11 protein-coding genes are annotated in these 19,498 nt (G+C 31.3%); 7 read left to right on the top strand and 4 right to left on the bottom strand.

All coding sequences use genetic code 11. The annotated features are described in order from the left end of the window. Positions 1-178 precede the first annotated feature (178 nt). Together H6553_09095 and H6553_09090 are read right to left on the bottom strand one after the other, a co-directional pair. A complete protein-coding gene (locus tag H6553_09095) occupies positions 179-8,035 on the bottom strand; it encodes a T9SS type A sorting domain-containing protein (protein ID MCB9033980.1) in 7,857 nt (2,618 codons plus the stop codon). A 187-nt stretch (positions 8,036-8,222) separates the two neighbouring features. Further along, positions 8,223-8,786, bottom strand: coding sequence for a DUF308 domain-containing protein (locus H6553_09090; GenBank protein MCB9033979.1), 564 nt, complete (start codon positions 8,784-8,786; stop codon positions 8,223-8,225). Between the two features lie 171 nt (positions 8,787-8,957). On the opposite strand from H6553_09090, the gene rsmI reads away from it, so the two are divergent. Beyond that, positions 8,958-9,626, top strand: a complete 669-nt coding sequence (gene rsmI, locus H6553_09085; GenBank protein MCB9033978.1) for a 16S rRNA (cytidine(1402)-2'-O)-methyltransferase — start codon at positions 8,958-8,960, stop codon at positions 9,624-9,626. Further along, positions 9,623-10,423, top strand: a complete 801-nt coding sequence (locus H6553_09080) for an inositol monophosphatase (GenBank protein MCB9033977.1) — start codon at positions 9,623-9,625, stop codon at positions 10,421-10,423. The genes rsmI and H6553_09080 overlap by 4 nt, the downstream gene beginning before the upstream one ends. Here H6553_09080 and H6553_09075 read toward each other — a convergent pair. Continuing rightward, positions 10,416-10,982 (bottom strand): CHAP domain-containing protein, encoded by a 567-nt coding sequence (locus H6553_09075; protein MCB9033976.1) that lies wholly within the window; start codon positions 10,980-10,982, stop codon positions 10,416-10,418. The two genes, H6553_09080 and H6553_09075, sit on opposite strands and share 8 nt — an antisense overlap. Positions 10,983-11,036: 54 nt before the next feature. Between H6553_09075 and H6553_09070 the strand changes: the two genes are divergently transcribed. Beyond that, positions 11,037-11,471: a nucleoside deaminase gene (locus H6553_09070; protein ID MCB9033975.1), complete on the top strand. Its 435-nt coding sequence runs from the start codon at positions 11,037-11,039 to the stop codon at positions 11,469-11,471. 50 nt (positions 11,472-11,521) lie between these two features. Further along, positions 11,522-11,962: a DUF2147 domain-containing protein gene (locus tag H6553_09065; protein ID MCB9033974.1), complete on the top strand. Its 441-nt coding sequence runs from the start codon at positions 11,522-11,524 to the stop codon at positions 11,960-11,962. 173 nt (positions 11,963-12,135) lie between these two features. Here H6553_09065 and H6553_09060 read toward each other — a convergent pair whose 3' ends face one another. Beyond that, entirely contained in the window at positions 12,136-13,746 is a 1,611-nt protein-coding gene (locus H6553_09060; protein ID MCB9033973.1) for an IS1634 family transposase, read from the bottom strand. Between the two features lie 403 nt (positions 13,747-14,149). Between H6553_09060 and H6553_09055 the strand changes: the two genes are divergently transcribed. From H6553_09055 to H6553_09045, 3 genes are read left to right on the top strand one after another with little or no spacing between them, the layout of a single operon-like run. Beyond that, positions 14,150-15,397: a T9SS type A sorting domain-containing protein gene (locus H6553_09055; protein MCB9033972.1), complete on the top strand. Its 1,248-nt coding sequence runs from the start codon at positions 14,150-14,152 to the stop codon at positions 15,395-15,397. Positions 15,398-15,400: 3 nt separating this feature from the next. Continuing rightward, positions 15,401-18,553 (top strand): tail fiber domain-containing protein, encoded by a 3,153-nt coding sequence (locus H6553_09050; GenBank protein MCB9033971.1) that lies wholly within the window; start codon positions 15,401-15,403, stop codon positions 18,551-18,553. Between the two features lie 33 nt (positions 18,554-18,586). After that, positions 18,587-19,450 carry a hypothetical protein gene (locus tag H6553_09045; protein ID MCB9033970.1) on the top strand — a complete coding sequence of 288 codons (864 nt, stop codon included), beginning with the start codon at positions 18,587-18,589 and terminating at the stop codon, positions 19,448-19,450. Positions 19,451-19,498: the final 48 nt, after the last annotated feature.

Here is a 19,498-nt window from a genome sequence, read left to right as displayed (position 1 = left end):
TGGTGGAATATTGTCTTCTTGTAGCATTTCTTTTAAATCGATTTCTATGGTTCTATATAAAGACAATATTAAACACAATCTTATAATAACTTTTAAACCGAACTCAGCTTAATATGTCAATAGATAGTCACTAATCAATGGTTATTTGCATATAACCATTGATTAGTGAATTTTATTTTTATTCTTTAATAAATTTGTAATATAATTTATTGTTTGAATAATCATCAATTACTAGTAAATAAGTTGCTTTACTTAAGTGACTAACATCTACCTTAAATATCTTGTTATTGCTAATGTCAATAGTATTGGTATAAATAGTTTGACCTAATGTATTATATATATTTACAGTAGGATTAGTTTTAAAAGTATTAGAAAATACTATATTTAATTCATTAGCTACTGGATTTGGATATACAGCAACTTCTTGTTTTGTATTGCTATTTGTTTTAATTAATACAATATTACTATATGTATAAGCACCATTATAATCAACTTGTTTTAATCTATAATAATTATTTCCAACAATTGGATTATAATGTGTAAACTGATAGTCTAACATTTCGCTACTATTGCCTGCACCTAAAACTTCGCCAATAGCTGTAAAATTAGCACCATCTGTACTGTGTTCAATAATAAATTTCCAGTTATTAATTTCTGCTGTGGTTGTCCAGAATAATAAATTATCTGTACCTACATTAATGCCATTAAAACTCAATAGTTCGATTGGTAAAGGTGAGTTGTCTATTTGTGCTTTGGAAATAGCATATCCAAATACAGAAAAACTATCAATTGGTAAGAAATCTACATAATTGATACTATTTACCGTTCCTGTTGGTAAATCGCCTAATGTCCAAATTTGACCTGCAGCATGAATACCTTCTGCAGGAACTGGTAAAATATTACTAACTAAACCATCAACTTTAAACCAATGTTGTAAAATTGGAGTTCCTGCAAGTGGTGTTAAAACATCTAAATATTCTGTTTCACCAAAACCACCACTACCATCTTTGGCTGCTTGTAACTCTGCTGGATTGTATAGCATTCTTACAGTAAAATGTGGAGCAGGATAGATTATTCTATCAAAACAACTAGCACAATCTACTTCTAACATTCTACGCATTAAACGCACTGCTTGAATGCCATCGCCATCACCTAAATCTGCATATGCTGAGTTGGCATCTATTCTAATTGTCATTTTAGACATATCTAAAACATAGTTTGAGTCTTTTATGGCACCATAATAGTTATTGACATTAGATGGATTTTTAAGATAAATCCATTGTCCACTTCTACATTTCTCTACAGTAACATCAGTACCATAAGTAGATAATTGAGCAGTATATGCAGTAATATCTGTAGCCAATGTAAATACAGCACCATTAGTAAACTGAGTTATTCCGTTAAAGGTTATAGTACTAGCAGTAACAGAACTTGGTTGAATAATATAGGCATGATTATAATCTGTATTTCCAGTTGTATCTATCAATAGACCAAAGTCATTACCTGTGAGTGTTAATTTAGATCTGTCAAAAGTAACTGTAACTGCTTTTTGTTTGTTATTGAAGTTAGTTAGTTGTACTTTCCAATCTTTATCTAAAATATAGTTGGTACAAATATCTCCACTGTAAACACCATCTTCCATGATACCATCGCTATCAATATCTTCATCATTATTTGCCCAAACGAGGAAAGATCTGTTTTTATCAAATCCTGTAGGAGATTCAATAGTTACCACAGCATCTGCATTTACACTGGTAGATTTTGGTTGTAATAAACCAGAACAACTATCTAATCCAATACCAGCAATATCATGCTCGAAAGCACCATAAGTAGATGCTGCATAAATTATAGTACCATCACTTGCAGTATAATCATTATATTGATCTTGATTAAGTGTTATACCATATTTAATTGCTAAATAAGTATTTATTCTTAGCACTTCTGCATCAGACAATAAGCCATCATAAATTAAAACTTCGCCTACAAGTCCGTCCCAAAATGCATCGCCTCCACTACTACCAACATAGAGTTGATTACCAATTTGAGTTTGTTGAAAAGCATCCATATCAGTTAACCATTTATAACCATCTATATATGTATATATATTGTTTGCAGTTCCGACAGTAGTAGCAGTATTGGTAGAACCAACTGAATATATTTGCGACTGTTGATTTGTGCCACCAGTATATCCATTATATAATAACGGATAGCCAGTTTGTGTGCCACATTGAGCATAATAAGAGCATGGAGAAGAACTAGCCATTACAAAATTCCAACCATTGGTAACATCATCTTCCAAATCTAAACCTGGATAATTACCATTACTACCCATTCCTGCTGTTGCTCTTAATACATCAACAGTTTCCAAATCCTTACCAACAGTAATCATATGAAAACCACTTGTATTGGGAAAATACTCTGTTGTATTATGTAAATCTTGATAATAGCTAACTCCATTATTCTTAAATTGAATACTGTTATTGTAGTTCATTAAATAAGGTGCTGCTGTTTGATAAGTTGGTGTACTTAAAGCATAATCTCTAGTTAAATCTCTATTGCCATAATTATCTTTCCATTTGGTAACTGTAGTACCTGATAAATCAACTTCACTTGTATTATCTGCTTTATACCAAGCAACCAAATGATTGCTAACACCACCTGGAGTGATAGAATTTCCGAATAATGTAAAATAATCGTTATTAGCAAAAGGTACATTTTCGAAACGCACTACAGAATCTCCAATTATAGTTGGTGTAATAGATGAAACTGTGGCTCCACTCATTACATCGCTACCATTTCTAATGAGTAATTTAAAATTATTTAGTTCAGCTTGGAATGGCAATTTTTTCAAGTCAAAATCAAGAGTTACTACACCTACATCTCCAGCTTTTTGTACATGCCAAATTCTGTTTACTCTACCAGAACAATCGTAAGGAACAATAGGTATATCTATATCATTAATGCTGTTTAATGCTAAGTCGTTATTTGCCCAAGCCAAAAATTCTTTGTTTTGCATATTAGCAGGATTAGCACTTATTGTAACCACAGCATCTTCATTTACAGAAGTAGATTTTGGTTGAAATAAGCCAGAACAAATATCTTGTCCAATACCAGCAATATCATGGTCGTAAGCACCAAAAGAAGAAGCAGCATAAATTGAAGTACCATCGCTAGCTATGTAATCGTTGGCTTGGTCTTGATTAAGTGTAATACCATATTTTATAGCTAAATAGGAATTTACTTTTAAAAGTTCTGCATCAGACAATAAGCCATCATAAATTAAAATTTCACCAATTAATCCATCCCAAAGTGCATCTGCACCACTACTACCAACATATAAATTATTTCCAATATAAGTTTGTTGATATGCATCCATATCTGTTAACCATTTATATCCATCTATGTATGTGTATATATTATTTGCAGCTCCTACTGTTGTTGCTGTATTTGTAGAACCAACGGAGTAAATTTGTGCTTGTTGATTTGTACCACCTGTATATCCATTATATAATAAGGGATAGCCAGTTTGAGTACCACATTGAGCATAATAATAACATGGCGATGACAAATCCATTACAAAATTCCAACCATTGGTAACATCATCTTCTAAATCTAAACCTGGATAGTTTCCATTATCTCCCATTCCTGCCGTTGCTCTTAAAACATCAACAGTTTCCAAATCTTTACCTATTGTAATTAAATGAAATCCTTTTGTATTTGAGAAATATCTTGTGGTATTACTTAATAATTGATAAGTACCTAAATCATTATCAAATTCTAATGATGGATTATAGTTTAATAAATACGGTGCAGCTGTTTGTCGCTTCGGATAAGTAGGCGAACCACTACTTGTAAATGTAGTTAGATTTCTGTTTCCTGCCTTATCGTTCCATTGTGTAACTCTACTTCCAGAAAGTGAAATTGAAGTAGCATCATCTGCTTTATACCAAGCTACCAAATGATTAGTAATACCACCAGGTGCCTCAATAGCATCACCGACTATAGTAAAATAATCGTTATTAGAAAAAGGTACATTGGCAAAGCGAATGGTATCACCAATTATAGTTGGAATAATTGATGAGATGGTAGCTCCACTCATTACATCGCTTCCATTTCTTACGAGTAATCTAACATCTGTACTTTTTACAATTGGAATGTTTTTAGCATTGAAACTTAGTGTTACATTGCCTACATCGCCCACCTTTTGTATATGCCAAATACGATTTACTCTACCTGGACAATCATAGGTAGGTAATCCACTACTTGGATAGTCATTTTTTTCATCAGGAGCTATAGCTAAATCATTATTTGCCCAAGTTAAAAATTCCAAATTACTAATGTTTGCTTTATTTGCTTCCATAGTAACCACCGCATCTTCATTAGCACTGGTAGACTTTGGTTGTAGCAATCCGGAACAAATGTCCATACCTATACCAGCAATATCATATTTGTAGTTTCCAAAAGTAGATGCAGCATAAATAGAGGTACCATCGCTTGCTATATAATCATTTGACATTCTTTGATCTAATGTAATACCATATTTTATAGCGAGATAAGAATTGACTTTTAACTGTTCTGTAGCAGTAAGTTTTTTATTATAAATAATAATTTCATTCGCAAGACCTTTGAAAAATTCTGCACTACCTGTGTTGCCAACCCATACCATATTACCAATATAAGCACTTCCATTTGCATCTAAAGTAGTAGATTCACTGTACCCATCAACATTTGAAAAGACATTATCAGTACCACCATTTGGAGTTGACATTCCATATATTTGTGCTTGTTGATTATTGCCACCAGCAAATCCGTTATATAAAATTGCATTAGATGCTGTATATCCTACTGGGATACCTGTTGATACATAAGGATACCAACCAGAAGTGGTATAAGCATTCATACCAAAAGCAGGGCAATTGCCATCATTTCCCATACCTAATATTTCGCTTGGAGTACCATTATTTTTTTGTTGTACACCAACTGCCAACATTTCAAAAGGATCTGTTGTGGCAAATAATCTGGTTGAATTATTTAGTTGGTCATCCGTTCCATCAAATTCTATGGAAGGATAATTATTTACTAATTTGCTTGATGTTGTATTATAAAATTTTGGTTTATAAGCTGCAGTAGCTTGAGTTACATTATAAGAACTTCCCGTAGCAGAATTTGTCCAAGTAGTAACAGTAGAACCATCTCCAGACAGAACACCATCATTTGTTTTGTACCATACTTTTAAATTGGCTGTAACACCACCTGGTGCTGTTACAGGTTGTACAAAGGTAAAATATTGTCCGCTTGTAAAATCTACTTGTGCCGTAAGGTTGCCATTTCCATCATCGGTCATTAAAATTTCGGAAGTACCTGCACCAAAGGAAGCACTATTATTAACTACCATATATGTTGTAGTTGCTGCCGCTGGTGTAATAATTGGAATAGTAACCGTTACATTTCCGACCGTACCTGTTTCTTGCACTTTCCAAATTCTGTTCATAATGTACATACATGGAGCAGAGCTAAATGTAATTGGTGTGTATGAAACATCGTAATTAGTAGTTAAACCATTATGACCAGCAATTAAATAACTTGCATCTGCTGAAAATGTATTAGCATTACTTACATTATTAGTAGCGAGACCATTATTTAAACTAATAGCAGGTTGAAAACCACCATTTATACTTTTTGATTGTTTTTGATTGAGTGCTTGATTGTCATCTCTACCAATACCAAAAATATCATAGCCATAAGCTGTATTAGTTGTTCCATTCCATATTGTTGTACCGCTACTATTTACATAATTAAAATTATTTCCGTTTCTACCAACATAACCATTACCTTGTCCTAGTGTAATACCATATTTAATTCCTAAATAAGATTGAATTTTATTAGCTTCTGCATCAGTAATATTTCTATCATAAGCAATAAATTCTGCATAATTGCCACGCCAAAACTCGTGATTTGCAGAGGCATCTCCATTAGCACCTATTTTAAACATAGCAAAATGATAGGAACGGCTAGAAGAAGATGCATCTCTATTAATATAAGTCCAATTAGGTTCGTAATTAGGACCATCTTTATAGCCATCTACATAGGTAATCAATTTATCACTTGCTATATTATTAACAGAACGCATACCAACAACTTGAGCTTGAGCTTTTTTTACTGTGGCATCTCTTGTAAAATTAGAGCCATTCCAATAAGCACCTGTATAAGGACTATAAGTTGTCCCTTTTCCAAAAGAACCAAAATAATTAGCATATCCTAAAAGGGCATAAGGAATAATTGAATTAAAACTTGATAGGGTTGTATTTTTATTTAACGAAAAATAATCTTCTACTGATTGGGCACTAAAAAAGGATCTATAGTATTCATCTTCTGCACTATCTATTGCTACGATAAAAAAAGCATATTCTGCATTGTAAGACATGAACCTTGATGTATTTACCAAAAAATCATTTGAACCATCAAAACGCAATGAAGGATTATAATTAATTTGCTGGTTAGCTGATGTACTATAAAACAAAGGTCTGTTTGTAGCTGTAGATTGAGTAACATGATAAGTAGAACCATTGAGTGAATTATTCCATTGGCTTACAGCTGTACCATCTCCAGATAAAATGCCATCATTGGCTTTGTACCATAATTTTAGATTGCTTGCAACATCGCCTGGTGCAACAATAGTAGAACCTAATAAAGTAAAATAATCATCGTTAGCAAAAGGAACATTAGTAAAACGTACAATAGTATCACCAATAATGGTTGGCGTAATGCTAGATATTGTAGCACCACTCATTACATCGCTACCGTTTCTAACTAATAATTTAAAACCAGCACTTGTTATAAATGCCATGTCTTTGATATTGAAATCAAGTGTTACATTGCCAACATCTCCAGTTTCTTGTACATGCCAAATTCTACCTAGTCGTATTGGATTGGTAATTCCAGTACTAGCAGGAATGTCTAATCTTTCGCTTGGACTGTAATTTAAGTCATTATTTGCCCACACAAGAAATTCTAAATCTGTTACATTGGCTGTATTTGCCTCAATTGTAACTTTAGCATCTTCATTTACACTTGTAGATTTTAATTGTAATAAACCAGAACCATTGTCCTTACCAATACCAGCTATATCATGATTGTAAGCTCCAAAAGATGAGGCATTATAGATAACTGTTCCACTACTTGCGGTATAGTTATTTGTTCTTCTTTGGTCTAAAGTAATACCGTACTTAAGTGCCAAATAAGTATTTACTTTTAGCATTTCGGCATCTGTGAGTTTTTTGTTGTATATAATTGCTTCACTTACTGCACCTTTCCATAGTTCAGTATTATTATTAGCACATCCAACATAAAATTTTTGTCTATAATATGGGTCTTGGGTACTATTAGCATCTAAATTAGTTTGTTTATTAAAACCATCAACATAGCTATATACATTATTGCTACCTCCATTAGAGGTACTTAAACCAAATATTTGTGGTTGTTGATTGCTTCCCCCAAAATTTCCATTATACAAAATGGCACTATCTCCTGCATAATTAGTTGGTGTTGAATTCCAAATATATGGACTCCAACCAGTTGGACTAGTTCCATTTGTTACAAGAGAAAAATCTGGAACTATACCAGTCCATACACCAGTTCCCATACTAACACTTGATCTAGTTCTGCCTAAATTAGTTGTTTCCATATCTTTTGCTACAGATATAATAGTATAAGGGCTAGTTGCAGCAGCCCAATATGTACTTAAATTATACAAATACTGACTTATAGCTGCAGTATTATCAAACATTATACACGGATTATAATTTAATAGTTGGCTACCAGATGTTATATAGGTTGGCGTACTACTTGCATTACGAACTAGATGAAAACTACCTATTTGGTCATTCCATTGTGTTACAGTAGCTCCAGAAGTTGTAACTCCTGTATTTGCCTTATACCATGATACTAAATTAGTTGAAATGCCACCTGGAGATTGTGCAAATATATTATTAAAAAGAGTAGTTAATAATAAAGTTAACAGTAAATATTTTCTCATAAGCTTATAGTTTCATTTTTATTTCACCTAAACTTAATCTTTTGTGTTGAGTTTAGTAAAGTACAAAGCTTAAAAAAATCATAAATGAAAGAATCTTATTTGAATTTGTTAACTTAAGATAATAAAAATGGTACTCAATTTTGAGTACCACTGTAATTATAATTTAGTATTATTAAAGTAAATTTTGTTAGTTGTTCTTTAACTTCTTCATTTTCAAGGAAAGATATACATTATATACTCCAATTGTTATAAATGCTATGGCAGTCCAAACTACTATTGATAATCCAGCAAATAATGGATTCCAAAGTAAAATAAAGGCAAATAATAGTCCTAATATTCCTAGTACTAGTAAATTTCCCCAATCTAAAACACCATAAGATTTTAAGTCGATAGCATAGCTAATAGCATTAATGGCTCTAAACATTACTAAAAAACCAACATAAAATGGTAGTGTTGTAATTGATATTGCTGGATTCATAATTAGCATAATACCAACAATAAATGTAAGTATACCAAATACTAGTGACCAACCCCAATTGTGAATTTCGTTTTTGTTGGTAATAGCAAAGGCAATTTCTGAAATACCAGATACTAAAAAGGAGATACTAAAGATTATGCTTAGTGTAATATAAGCTTCTAGAGGTTTTGTAAAAGTATAAACACCTGTTATTATAAATATTAATCCAATTAATAAGAATAAGTACCAGTGTTTAATTGCATTTCTTACTGTTCTAAAAATGTTATTTTCCATAATGAAGTTAATTTAATAACTAAATATAAGTATATTATTATATATGTGCAACATTAAAAATGAAAAACTTATTAACATTAACTTTGTTAAATATAACTAACTGTATAATGTTTTTTTGTGTTGCTAGTAAATATTATCAACTAGAAAAAAATAAAATTATACCTTTATCCTATGCTTTATATTGTACCAACGCCAATAGGTAATCTCGAAGATATTACGCTTAGAGCAATTAATGTGTTAAAATCTGTAGATATAATTTTGGCAGAAGATACAAGGACCTCAAAGGTGTTACTTAATCACTATTTAATTACTACAAGCTTAAAACCATATCATAAAGACAATGAACATAAAATAGTAGAAAGTATTATTCATCAACTTCAGCAAGGTACAACGATGGCATTAATTAGTGATGCAGGAACTCCAAGTATTTCTGATCCTGGATTTTTGTTGGTTCGTGCTTGTAAACAAAATAATATTGCAATAGAATGTTTGCCTGGTGCTACAGCATTTGTTCCTGCATTGGTACAATCTGGTTTTCCTAGTGATGCTTTTGTATTTGAAGGATTTTTACCTCATAAAAAAGGAAGACAAAAAAAATGGCTAGAATTACAACAGGAGAGTAGAACAATTATATTGTACGAATCGCCTTATAGAATTATAAAATTACTAGAAGAAGCTACGCAGTATTTATACGAAAATACGCAAGTAAGTATTAGTCGAGAGATTACTAAGAAGTTTGAAGAACATATCTCTGGAACAATTGACGAAGTATGGAATCATTTTCAAGAACATCAACCTAAAGGAGAATTTGTAGTACTTTTTTATACACCTAAAAAATGATAAATTTAAAACATATATTATATGATGTATTATCAGTAGTGCAAAATGCTGGTCAGTTTATTAGACAGGAAACTGGTAATATTACTGCTACAGATGTTGAAACCAAGAGTTTAAATAGTTTGGTTACTTTTGTTGATAAACAAGCAGAACAGATTTTAGTTAAAGGACTTCAAAAAATTATTCCTGCTTCTACATTTCTTACCGAAGAAAATACCATTGCAGAGCAACAAGGCGAGTATAAATGGATTATTGATTCTTTAGACGGAACTACTAATTTTATACATGCTATTCCAGTGTTTGCTGTTTCAGTAGCATTGCAATATCGTAATCAAACGATATTGGGTGTTGTGTTAGAAGTCAATAGAAATGAATGTTTTTATGCTATAACAGATGATAACGCCTACTGTAATCAACAAATAATAAAAGTAAGTAATACTAAAAATCTACAGGATAGTTTAATTGCTACAGGTTTTCCTTATTACGATTATCAACATACTAAAGCATACTTGGATACACTCTATTACTTTATGAAAAATACTAGAGGCATGCGACGATTAGGTGCTGCAGCTGTAGACTTAGCTTATGTTGCTTGTGGTAGATTTGATGCTTTTTTTGAATACAGTTTAGCACCTTGGGATGTTGCTGCTGGTGCATTTATTGTACAACAAGCAGACGGACAAGTGCTAGACTTTCATGGAAAAGACAACTATCTTTTTGGAAAAACGATTATAGCATCTAATGCATTACTAGATAAAGCAATGTTACAAACTATTCAGCAGTATTTTAATATCAGTTAAACTTTGGCAAGCGTAACCAACCAGCTGGTCGTTTAAAATTATCGCCAACAGAGTATCTACCATTTTTATAAGTTAATGGATAGGTGGCTCTTGTTCCTTCAATAATATTTTGTTGAATAACTTCAACACTATTATCGGTTACTTTAGTAACAATACAAACATGACCATACTCAGAATAAGGAAAAACCATAATATCATCTACTTTTGGTTTTACATTATCATCATTATAATATTGATACATGCCTCTTTCTTTATTCAATTCTCCTTGATTGTATAATAAACTGATAAAAGAGTATGCATGACCCATTCCATTTGGAAATTTATGTTGATGTGCATCATACATATATCGTTTAATAAATTCAACACATTGCCATTTCTGACCATAATAATAGCCATCTTTTGCATAGTGTCTACCTTGAGATTTTAAATAATCAACACCGTTGTAATATACATCAACACCATTGTAAGTGTCTATTACATCGCCAATTTTTTGTGAGTAACCAGAAACGCTTAATGCTAAAATAAAAAATAATAATCCTACGCTTTTCAAATATTTCATAATGCTTATTTTTGTTGTGATGAACAATAATTATGCCACTAACTTACTAAAAATATGCTAGACTTCGATAAATATTGCATGCAACAAGCGTTTAAATTGGCTCAACAAGCTTATGAAAACAATGAAGTTCCTATTGGAGCAGTCGTTGTATCTAATCAAAAAATAATAGGAAAAGGATATAATCAAGTAGAATTATTACAAGACGCTACAGCACACGCAGAAATTTTAGCTATTACAGCAGCCAGCAACTATTTACAAAGTAAGTATTTGACTAATTGTACTATGTATGTTACTCTAGAACCATGTATGATGTGTAGTGGTGCAATAATTCATGCACAGCTTTCTAAAGTAATTTATGCTACAAAAGACAATAGCAAAAATCAAGCTATAAAATCATTGGTGCAGATAAACAATTTAGAAATGATTAATCACTGTACTGATTTGTTGCAATCTTTTTTTAAATTAAAAAGGAAAAGCTTTGGCATATAATTTGTGTATGTAATTGTAAAATATTATTTTTAATAAAAAAAGTTTAGAAAATGAAAAAAGGAATATTGGCATTTATTGCTGTTTTTGCTATGAGCATAGCTGTAAGAGCTGCTGAACCTAATGTTTTAGGAACATGGTTGGTTGGCGACAAAGATTACAAAATTAAGGTTACTAAAAACTCGAAAGGAGAGTTGGAAGGTCATGTAGTTTGGTTAAAAGAACCAAATGATGCTAATGGAAAACCTAAAACAGATATTGTAAATCCAGATCCTGCAAAAAGAAATGTTCCTGTAAAAGGATTAAAAATTTTGTGGAATTTTAAATACAATCCAGAAACAGGTTATTACGAAGATGGCAAAGTATATAAAGATGGAAAAACATACTGTGGTAAGATAACACTTAACGAAGATGGTACACTTTACTTAAAAGGATTTTTATGTAGTGCCAAATTTTTAGGTAAAAAAGATACTTGGACGAGAGTGTCTGAGTAATTGTTGATTAGACAATGAACTTTACGGAAAGGATTGCGAAAGCAGTCCTTTTTTTATTAAATATAACTTTAAAAACTAGAATAAATCTTTTTTCTCAAGTTTGACACGATATTGAGTTAATTAATTGATTATCAACAATAGTGTTATTGGATTGGCTCACTACAAATTGGATTTTATAGTGTTAGTTTGTCTTTTGGAATGATGGGTTGTAATGGCATTAAACCTATTGCTCTTTGAAGTGCAATTTCGTTTTCTGTTGGTCTTGAACGTACATAGATTTGCTCTTTATTGTGTTGTAACAAGCTTACTTGCATTTTATTTAGCGTAGTTCTTAGCGTATTCTCTGTGAGTTTTAGTCCGCTTTTATTGGTTCTTTGTAGTGTGTAGTTTAATAGTGTATAAGCGATATAGCATAAACAAATATGTCCTTTAATTCGTTTGTCTGTCCAATGAAACATGGGTCTTATTTCTAAGTGTGCTTTAAAGGTTCTAAAGGTGTGTTCTATTTTATAAAGTTGTTTGTATTGTTCTAATACTTGTGTTGCTGTAAGGGTTTTGTTGTTGGTGCTAATAGCCAAAATGCCATCGTACTTTGCATCGTTTATTAGTTTTTGTTCATTCAGTTCATAGCTGCCTTTTGGGTTTTGTTGTATATAAAACCTACTTGCTTTTTTGGTAATTAGAGCTGTATTTTTTAATAGTATTTTAGCTGTAGCTTCTTTGTCTTCTCTATCTTGTTTGTCTTTTTTTGCTCGTTTTTGGCTGTGTGTTACGATGATTGTTTTACCATCGTGTTCTACGGTTTTATATGTAATTACAATGGCTTCGCCAGTTGTATCATGGTATATCCATTGTTTGGTAAAAGAAGCTAAATCGGTAAGCTCGGTTTGTAATGTTTTAGGTAAACTTTTGATGCGTTCGCCAAGTATAAATTCGTAGCCATTGTTTTTGGTAATTTCGATGTTATGTTTCGATAACATACCTCTATCTGCTACCATAATTATTTTTTCTATTTGATATTGTTTTTTTAAATCGATTAATGCTTTTTCAAAAGTATGTCCTTCGTAGGTATTGCCTTCAAAAATTTGATAACCAATCGGATTTTTATCAGTATCTATGAGCATACAAAACAAGATTTGTGTGTTTCCTATTTTGCCATCTTTACTAAATCCTTTTTGCCTAAGTTTGCCTTGTTGTTCTACTTCACTTTCAAAATACAAAGTGGTTACATCATAAAATACAACATCCAATTTTTGATTAAATAAATCTCTGCCTGTTTGGAAAATTTGTTGTTGAATGAGCGATTGATTGTCGGCTAATTTATCTAAAGTTCGATACAAGTGATGTAGCGAAACAGTAGGCAAATTAAGATATTCCGACTGATGTAGATAATTTTGATGTTTACTACACGGATCTTGTAATCGCTCTAAAAGCATCAACAAAACAGCATCCGAAAAATTAAATTGTAGTTTGTTTTTTGAGGCTATTCTGCGAAACACATCTTGCAAACCATAATGCTGTAATACTTTTTGGTAGAGGTATTGATAGCCATAATTGTATCTGCCTAATTCTAACAAATCGCCAGTTAGCAATGCCTTTACTTCGCCACCACCTAACTCAAATAATTGGATACCGATGGCTCGCAATTGGGCTGGTTTATAATCTTCTACTTTGCCAAGTGTGTGTAATATTTTGTGCTTTGATTTGCCCTCATCATTTCGATAGCTTTCTAAGATACGCAAATACGTGCCTGATGATTTTTTCTCTATCCGCAAAAATGACATACTGCAAAAATAGAGCGGATAAACTAATTATAAAAGCAACCAAAAAAAAATCGGCTCACTACAAATTTGAAAAAATAAAAACAAAACTCAATAAAATAAGGCGTTCTCAGTCATATTTTATGAAAAGGTGTCAAACTCGAGAGACAATGAACTTTACGGAAAGGATTGCGAAAGCAGTCCTTTTTTTATTAAATATAACTTTAAAAACTAGAATAAATCTTTTTTAGTATATATTATAATGTAAAAGTATTTGTAGTATATAATTTTTACTAAATAGAAAATAAGTTCTTTTAATAGTATAATTTTCCCAAAAACTGACCGTTCACTCATAATTTGGTCATTTCACTCATTTTTTTCGCAAGTATTAAAGATTTAATTCATATTTATAGTATGATTTAAATTTATGTACACAAAAACACTGTTTCTAGTTATAGCATCTTTTATTAGTATTAATGTATTTACTCAAGCAAGATTTATTTTAAATGGTGCTTATATAAACATTAATGATAGTGCTTTTTTAGTTATAGATAATCCAAATTCAAATGCTATTACTCGAAATAGTGGATACATTATTTCTGAAGGAGAATACAATAAAGTGCGTTGGAATATTGCTACAACAAATGGTAGTTATACTATTCCATTCGGATTCTCTACTACTGACTATCTACCTTTACAACTGTCTACTAGTGGAGCTAGTGGTACAAATGGATATTTTGATTTTTCTACCAATAGTGGCAATTGGCAAAATTCCACATATTTACCAACTCAACCAACTGGAATTAATGTCAACTATAACGGAATAGACAATTCCGAAAATGTTATCGATCGTTTTTGGTTGATTGATGCTATAAATTATACTACAAAACCAAACTTAAGCAATCTTACTTTTTCTTATAGAGATGTAGAACATACACAAGCTTCAAACACTATCACAGAAGCTAATCTTGGTGCTCAAAGATGGAATGATGTTACTCAAGATTGGTACGATTTTTTACCTTCAGGAACTGTTAATACTACAACCAACCAAGTTACAGTTGCTAGTGTTTCAAGTAGCGATTTTTTTTCTTGGTGGACTTTAGTCGAAAAAGAATCACCATTACCAGTTCAGCTTACTGCATTTAATGCTACATGTAATGAGAATAGTGTTGAACTTACTTGGCAAACAGCTTCGGAAATCAACAACAGTCATTTTGAAATAGAACGCTCTACCAATGCACAAGATTTTGAATCGATTGCTACAATTCCAACGCAAAATGGAAATGCTAACAATATACAAAATTATCAAACTGTAGATGAAAATCCATTATCAACTATAACATACTATAGATTAAAACAAGTAGATAATAACGGAAATTATACTTATTCTTCTATTGTAAAAACAAATTGTAGTACTAGCAATCAAATACCAATTGTTAATATATATCCAATTCCAGCTACCAACTTTATTACAGTAGATATTAAGCATCTTGTAGGAAATAAACAATTAATAATATATAATACAGAAGGTAAAGTAATGCATCAACAATCATTAAACAACGATGAAAATGTAGTACAACAAATAGATATAAGTAACTATGCCAAAGCCAATTACATTCTACGAATTGATGTTGATAATACTTTATTTCAAATAATTAAATTTATAAAATATTAAACTATGAAAAACATATACTTTATTATTTTAATTTTATTCTGTGTTTTAACACAAGCACAAAACATAGGTATTAATAGTACAGGTAGTACACCAAATGCATCTGCTGGTTTAGATATTGATTTCAATAACAAAGGACTACTCATTCCAAGAGTTGGTTTAACATCTACAACAGATGTTGCTACAATAGCATTACCAGCAATAAGTTTATTAGTATATAATAATAATGCAAGTATAACAGGTACAGGTGCAGATGGCGTTGGTTTCTACTATTGGAATGGCTCACTTTGGATAAAAATTGCCAATCAACAAGATAATGCTTGGTTGACTACAGGAAATGCTGGTACAGACACAGCTATAAATTTTATAGGTACTACAGATGATATGCCAATTCGTTTTAAAATTAATAATCAATATGCAGGACAATTAGGTTATGCTAGCAATTATTTTATTGGTGGAAATGCTGGAAGACATACAACTAATACAAGCTCTTTCTATGGTATAGGAAATGTTGGTTTTGGTTATAATGCATTGGCAGATAATTATGATGGGTTCTTAAATATTGCCATCGGTAATAATCCACTTAAAAACAATATAAGTGGACATAACAATATAGCTTTAGGTCTTAGCAGTTTATACCATAATACTAACGGACATGATAATATAGCTATTGGTCAATTTAGTTTAGATTCTAATACTACTGGTGATTATAACATAGCTATTGGTTTTAATAGTTTATACAATAATAAAACAGGAGAATATAATGTTGCATACGGTTATAGAAGTTTATTTAGTAATACTACAGGTAATAGAAATACAGCTTATGGAGTTTCTAGCTTATACAACAACAGTACTGGTTATTATAATACCGCAATTGGTTTTCAAAACTTATATAATAATACTATAGGAAAATATAATGTAGCTACAGGATATAAAAGTTTGTATAACAATATAGCTGGTGATTATAATGTAGCTCAAGGAACTTATGCTGGATATAGTAATCTTGGTTCTAATAGTGTTTTTTTAGGTGCATATGCAGGCTACAACTCTACAACTTCAAATAAACTCTATATAGAAAATTCAGATGTAGATAGCAATGCTGCACTTATTTATGGTGAATTTGATAATAATATTCTACGAACCAATAGTGAATTTCAAATACATAATCCAGCCATTGATGGTTACGCTTTTCCAGAAACTGATGGCACAAACGGACAAGTACTAGAAACTGATGGCAATGGACAACTTTCTTGGGTAGATGGCAATAATGAAAAATTAGATACTATGGTTTGGCTACTCAAAGGAAACGCTGGTACAGATACAGCTAAACATTTTATTGGCACTACAGATGATATGCCAATTCGTTTTAAAATAGACAACCAATGGGCTGGACAATGGGACAAAAATCTTGGCAATTATTTTATTGGTGATAGTGTTGGTACAAAAACAATATCTACTAATGCTGTAAACGGAAGACATAATATAGCTATTGGAAATAAATCATTAGTAAACAACAACAACGGACAACAAAACATAGCTCTTGGTAACAATGTACTATATGCCAACAACAATGGTATACACAATATTGCTTTGGGGTATAATGTACTTTTAAAAAATATAAATGGAAGTAATAATATTGCTATGGGTGCCAGTGCTTTAAAAAATATTGAAGCAGGATACTATAACATTGCACTCGGTTATGGTGCAATGACTTCAGCTAGTGGAGGAAGTGATAATATTGCTATCGGTGTACAAACTTTATATAGTAATACATTGGGAGACTTAAATATTGCCATAGGAGAAAATGTTTTAGTTAGTAATACTACCGGAGATAATAATGTTGGACTAGGATCTTTCAGTTTAAGTAACAACTCAACAGGCAATAATAATACTGCAGTTGGCAATGTTGCTTTAGATGGAAATACAAAAGGTAATGGCAATAGTGCTTTTGGTAGTGCAACTCTTAGAAATATTAAAAATGGAAATTATAATACAGCTATTGGAAATGGTGCATTACATTTTAGCGAAAATTCTAATAATAATACTGCTGTAGGTACTTATGCCTTGTTTTTAAATAAGATAGGAAATTACAATATAGCTATTGGTGATAGTGCTGGTTTTAATAACCTTGGCTCTAATAGTGTTTTTATTGGTTCTAAAGCTGGAACATTTTCTACAACTTCTAATAAGCTATATATAGAAAATTCTGATGCAGACAGTACACAAGCTCTAATTTATGGCGAATTTGATAATGATAGACTACGAATAAATAATCGACTTGGTATAAATACTACACCAACCTATGCTTTAGATATTGTAAATGATGATTTTACTAGAAGCATAGATATTGATCATAATACCAATTTAACAAGTACTAATTATGGTATATATATTGATATAGATAAACCTGCTAATTCAACTGGTGGTACATTATATGGTTTATATTCAAATGCATATAAGGCTAGTACTGCCAATAATTCATTTTCTGTATATGGAATTGCAACCGGAGCTTCTAATGCATATTCCGGAGCAAATCTTAGTCATAGTTATGGTATTAGTAGTAGTGCTTATAAATACGCTGGTACTTCTGGCAGTAGTTACGGTGGTTATTTTTATGCCTATAATGAAGCAGGAACAAATGCCTATGGTATTTATGCAAGAACTGCTGGTTCTCCAACTACAGAATATGCAGGTTATTTCTCTGGAGATGTTTATTCTACTGGTGCTTATTTACCTTCAGATGATAAATTAAAAACACTGGGAGACAACAATAACTATAATGCACTCAATAAATTACTGGCATTAAATGTGCATCAATATGAATATAAAAACCAAAACTATAAATATATGAAATTACCTAAAGGAAAACAGACTGGTTTTATAGCTCAAGAAATGGAAACACTTTTTCCTGAGTTAGTAAAAACCACCGTTCAACCAGCTCAATACGAAGCAACTGAACCAAAAGAAGGCGTTGAACCAAAATTATTACAAGAAGAAATTAAATTTAAAGCTGTTAATTATGTAGGATTAATTCCACATACCGTAAAAGCTATTCAAGAACAACAAAATCAACTTGAAGCACTTAAAACCGAAAATGAAAGCTTAAAGCAAGAAATTGAAAACATCAAAACAATGTTAAACAGCTTGACAAATAAATAAAATGCAATTATATTCACACACAAAACAACAACTATGAAAAAATTAAATCTATTACTAATTACTTTAGTATTAACAAGCAGTATTGCTTCTGCACAGTTCGGAAACTTTGGACAAAAGCTAAAAGATAAAATGACTAAAAGTCAATCTAATCAGCAACAAAATGATGATGATTCAGAAAATAAAACAGAAGACGAAACCATGAATCAATATAGTACTTGGGTACAACAAATGCAACAAAGTCAGCAAAATGTAAAGTATGATAAATCTTATTCTTTTAATTTATATACTAAAATAAAAACAACTACTACACATAAAAATAAAACATCAACTACTACTATGGAGTTGTATTCAGCAGAAAATGCTACGATGATGAAAGCTCAAGAAAAAGGTACAGAAAATATGAACATCATCATGGATAATAAAAATCAATCGATGATTACTATTGATGAAGCTAAAAAAGAAGGATATGCAATAAGTACTACAGCAATGGACGATTTAATGCAACAGTTTGCATCAAAATCAAATAATCAACAAACAACAGAACAACCAGAAGTAAAAATTACTAAAACAGGAAATACAAAAATGATTGCAGGTTACAAATGCGAAGAATATCATATAGTGTCTACAGATAAAGAAGACAAATTTGAAGGCAATATTTGGATTACAAACGATGCATCAATTAATTTCTTTAATATATTTAGTGGATTAGGAAAAGCATTTCAATCGCAATGTAAAAATATTAAAAGTAATGTTAGCGGAGCTGTTTTAGAAATGGATGGAAAAGATAGCAAAACTGGCGACACTTATAATATGACTGTTTTAGAATTAAGCAAAAAAACAACTACAAAAAACTTAAGCAGCTATAAAATACAAACAGGTTTTGGAACCAATGATTAATAACCAATTACTATTTTTTCAGAGCAGAGTCTTCTGAAAGAGACGCTG

This window comes from Chitinophagales bacterium (assembly GCA_020636535.1).
GTDB lineage: Bacteria > Bacteroidota > Bacteroidia > Chitinophagales > JADIYW01 > JADJSS01.
The sequence above is the reverse complement of the archived record's forward strand: the minus strand, read 5'-3'. Positions and strand labels throughout refer to the sequence as shown.

Bases quoted from the DNA above. Each gene is read 5' to 3' on its own strand.
- H6553_09095 (MCB9033980.1), bottom strand. From the start codon at position 8,035: ATGAGAAAATATTTACTGTTAACTTTATTATTAACTACTCTTTTTAAT.
- H6553_09090 (MCB9033979.1), bottom strand. From the start codon at position 8,786: ATGGAAAATAACATTTTTAGAACAGTAAGAAATGCAATTAAACACTGG.
- rsmI (MCB9033978.1), top strand. From the start codon at position 8,958: ATGCTTTATATTGTACCAACGCCAATAGGTAATCTCGAAGATATTACG.
- H6553_09080 (MCB9033977.1), top strand. From the start codon at position 9,623: ATGATAAATTTAAAACATATATTATATGATGTATTATCAGTAGTGCAA.
- H6553_09075 (MCB9033976.1), bottom strand. From the start codon at position 10,982: ATGAAATATTTGAAAAGCGTAGGATTATTATTTTTTATTTTAGCATTA.
- H6553_09070 (MCB9033975.1), top strand. From the start codon at position 11,037: ATGCTAGACTTCGATAAATATTGCATGCAACAAGCGTTTAAATTGGCT.
- H6553_09065 (MCB9033974.1), top strand. From the start codon at position 11,522: ATGAAAAAAGGAATATTGGCATTTATTGCTGTTTTTGCTATGAGCATA.
- H6553_09060 (MCB9033973.1), bottom strand. From the start codon at position 13,746: ATGTCATTTTTGCGGATAGAGAAAAAATCATCAGGCACGTATTTGCGT.
- H6553_09055 (MCB9033972.1), top strand. From the start codon at position 14,150: ATGTACACAAAAACACTGTTTCTAGTTATAGCATCTTTTATTAGTATT.
- H6553_09050 (MCB9033971.1), top strand. From the start codon at position 15,401: ATGAAAAACATATACTTTATTATTTTAATTTTATTCTGTGTTTTAACA.
- H6553_09045 (MCB9033970.1), top strand. From the start codon at position 18,587: ATGAAAAAATTAAATCTATTACTAATTACTTTAGTATTAACAAGCAGT.